The sequence below is a fragment of the Calditrichota bacterium genome, assembly GCA_014359355.1.
Lineage (GTDB): Bacteria > Zhuqueibacterota > Zhuqueibacteria > JANLFK01 > Oleimicrobiaceae > Oleimicrobium.
Window position 1 is genome coordinate 1 of record JACIZP010000213.1, and the last position, 3,916, is coordinate 3,916.

General features: G+C 58.6%; 2 protein-coding genes. Both read right to left on the reverse strand.

The window, feature by feature from the left end; all coding sequences use genetic code 11:
- Position 1 precedes the first annotated feature (1 nt).
- Positions 2-1,039 (reverse strand): PorV/PorQ family protein, encoded by a 1,038-nt coding sequence (locus H5U38_09600; protein ID MBC7187275.1) that lies wholly within the window; start codon positions 1,037-1,039, stop codon positions 2-4.
- 23 nt (positions 1,040-1,062) lie between these two features.
- Positions 1,063-3,916 (reverse strand): hypothetical protein (locus H5U38_09605; GenBank protein MBC7187276.1); only part of this gene is annotated, 2,854 nt, incomplete at its 5' end.

A 3,916-nucleotide genomic window follows, 5' to 3' on the forward strand; every position in this document is an offset into this window, starting at 1 on the left:
ATCAGAAGCCGATCTCTACCGAGGTGACATGGATGCTGCCCAGGTCGCCATAGTCGGCAAGGGCGTAGTCGAAGCGCACGTTCATCCCCGACACCGGCAGGCGCAACCCGCCGCCAAAGGAAAAGGTGGCCAGGTCGTAGTTCTGCTTGTAACCCGCGCGCAAGGCCAGGATGTTGCGCCACTCGTATTCGAGGCCGTACTTGGCGCGCATTGGGTTGTCGAACGCGTCGTTCACCTCGCACACCCACGTGAGGCGGCTGGCAGAGCTCTTCACCATGAAGGCCTTCGATCCCACCAGATCCAGCGCGACACCCATCTGGAAACTGACCGGCATAGGGTAGTCGTCCACCATGAACTTGGCGTCCAGGTTGCGGTTGCCGACACCGGGCTGATCCGGGCGCGGCTCATAGGAGAAGGTCTGGAGTGGCCCATCATCCATAGCCATGTTCGGGCCGAAATTGGTGATGCTCATGCCCACGCGTAGGCCGCTGAGCCCTGGGCTGAATAACAGCCCCAGATCCCCACAGTAGCCATCTGCCTTCTCTTGCCAGATCTGCTCGTGTACGTAGCGCCCGGTCACGCCAAAGGTGACGCGGTCGGTGAGCATGCGAGAGTAACTCAGACTGACGGCCATGTTGTAGCTGGAGAAGAAAAGGCCGGTACCGTCAGGGCTTTCCACGGTGGTCTTCTCGATCTTGCCCAAGTCCACATAGTCAAGGGCAACGCCGAAGACGTTGTTGCCACCCGTGGGAATTACCACCCCCACGAACTGGTGGGAGATATCCGCATAGAGGTTGACGTTGTGATAGGTGACGGTCAGACGGTCGAAGAACGACAGGCCAGCCGGGTTCCACTTCAGGGCCGAGGCATCGTTGGCAAGGGCAGTGAAGGCGCCCGCCAGGCCCACTGCCCGCGCCCCCACCTCGAGGTTGAGGAAGTTGGCCGCCGTGGTACCCACCTTGTGCACCTCTCCCTGGGCAAAGAGTGGCCCCGGAGCGACAATCGTCGCTGCAAGTAGGAGAACAATCGTCTTTCTCATGTCCTCGGTCTCCTTTGCCTCATTCACTTAACAACAGCCAACTTCCCGATCTTGGTGTTGCCATTCGGTGTCTTCACCACCCAGATGTAGATCCCGTATGACACCTCAAGGTTCTCTTTGGTCAACAGGTCCCACCGTGCCTCTCCATAGCTAGGCATGTTGTGCACAATCTCCCGCACATGGTCGCCCGTGAGGGTGTAGATGTTGATGGTACACTGCGGTGGCAAATGGGTAAAACGCACCTCCCGCTGCTCCCATTGCGCCGAGCCGGTGTACAGCTCGGTCTTGGAGTACACGACATAGGGATTTGGCACCACCCTAATGTGGGCCAGGTCGTCTGCAGTGATGGCGCGAGTGGTAGGCGAATAGGTACGAAAACGAAACCTGTCCCTAGCAAAGGGCTTCTTGGTGGTCACCCGGAAGACACTGCCTGGGCTGGGCGCTTTGCCCATTGGGTTGACCACCGGCTGCCCACCTACCCATTGGGTGTCGGGTTTCCACGTCCACTCAAAAACCCAGGTAAAGGTGCGGGTAGTGGAGCCAGGGGTCAGCCGCTCCCACAATTTGATCTGGTCGCCACTGGCAAAAGCACCGGTGGTAGGGGTGATGAAGATGTCCACCTGCTTGGGGGGATCCATGCTCACGTTCCAGATCTGAAACGGGACCGTCTTGGTCCCCACGGCGTTGGTATCAGCGTTCGGCCCCAAGAAACGGATCTCGTAATCGGAGGGCTGCCGTTTGGTTGCCCCTACCAGCCGGAATGTCCAGGTGCTGGTGTCGCCCACCACATTTGCCCACCCGGCATGGAGGAGATCGACTACGTCGTGATTGATGATCTTCAGCCCCACCCCGTCGAAGATCGGTGCAGCTTCCGGTTCAACGCCGCTGCTCTCGTTGGCAATGTTAGTGCAATCGCTCACCTTGTAGCACCGCTCATCCTCGTCATACACGCTGTAGGCAAGGCGGCCGAGGGTGTCGGCGATCTGCAAGGTATACGTATGCCCAAGCACCGCGTCATCATCGATCACCTTGAGGGCAATCGGACCGGTCCCCATGCCCGCCAAGCGCAGGAACACTGTGTCCACCTGCGCCCCGACATAGCCCACGGGCCTCACGCCAGGGATGACATCGACCACGTTGAGGTCACGGGACGAATTGCCCCGCGCCGTCTCATTGCAGTTGAACTCCCTGTCCGCGTACCAGTGGTCATAGGCGGTGATGCAGTAGCGGTAGCGAATACCGGGTACCACGTTGTTGTCAGTCCAGGTGTGGACGACGCCACTATTGTTGCCCACATAAAACCAGGGCTGGAACGGATCTACCCCCTCATACTCGTCGATCAGATCACACTGGAAGACCGGCACATAGGTGAGAACCGCACCGGGCGTGCCCTTGTCGGTGATCTCATAGACCTCCTGGCCCCAGTCGACATAGTCCAGGTCGCGGTCGAAGTAGGCCTTGTAGATTTTGTACCCCTCAAAGTCTCTTTCCTTGGTGAGGATGTCGACGGATTTTTCCGCGGCGTCGTCCCAGTAGAGGGTAACCTTGTTGTCACCGGTGTAGACGAGCGGGAGGCCGTTCTCGTCCAGCACCTTCGTGCCGACAGCGTACAGCGTGGGGGTCTTCGGGGGGCCGGTGCCCTGGAACTTGTTGTTGTACAGTTCCATGGCTTTGGCAAAGTTGTTAAGCACGTCCGCAAAACGTACCTCGTAAGGGTTGGTGGGAAACCCATCGGCATCCAGCGGCCCAGGGTTGTCAAAACCACCGACGATGCAGAAGTGCAAGGGCAAGGTGTCGCCAGGGGCGATGCTGAACGGACCAGAAGACATGAGGAAGTGCACGTCCGGACGACTCCCCACCGGGTAGCTCTCCTGCCACTCCCGCAACAGGTTCAGATCGTCAAAGTTGGGGTCAGGCCCGTGGAAATACTTCTGCTGGTCTTGCGGGGTAAGGATCTCCTTCTTGCCGCTGGCCATTGCATAGATGATCTCCTCCATCTTGCGACCACATGGTTCGGCATCGAAGGTCTCCTGTTCATAGAAGTGAAACCCCGTGAGGCCGATGTCGCGAGGTGTCTTGAGAAAGGCAATGGCATAGGCCGACACGGGACCCTCGGAGTTAATGTCATCCGCATCACGCTCCCAGCCGTCTTTGTCGAACATCAAGAAGATGCCGCGGGTAGTGTCGGCGATGCAGTAGTCGTCCTCCGCCCAAGGGTCCACGGTGTAACCCTGGGGGTCGCGCCCTGGGAGGTCAGGGTCAATAATGAACCCAAAATAGAGCCCATCGATGGGCCCATTGTAATGTTGGCGACTGGGATCGGTGATGTCATCGCGATAGATGAGATTGTAGTTGAAGAAAACGATGTCCTCGTATGCCCGTGTCGCGTAGCAATAGCCGCTTACTTCCATGTCAAAGCCAATGGGATAGCCAACGTTGACCTCATCGCCCTTGCGGATGCCGTTCCACTTGTCGTCCATGACGAAATAGATATCCTTGTCGGAGACAAAGCGGCCAGGAACCTCCTGGCCGTAGGTGGGTGAAGTGGGGTCGGGATCGATGGCCCAATGCCCTGGCCAGTGGCGCTCACCTGGTGTTTCGATGAACTGTTTAAAGGTCGGCGAGGAGGGGTTCTTGTCGTAGTAGCCCTGCGGCCACGAGCTAGGCCTCGTGCTGGTGGCGATAAGCGGGATATTGGACCAGGTGTCGTCGCCCATGAGGCGCGTCTTGGCGTAGTCCTGCGCCTCCCAGTCGGTGTAGGTTAAGCCCTGGCCGCCAGTGCCAAAGTACATGGAGATGCTCTCGATACAGTTGTAGTATTGGCTGCGGTCAAAGTGGCGCCCATCTTCAGTGACGATGTCGGTTGCCCACGGTTGC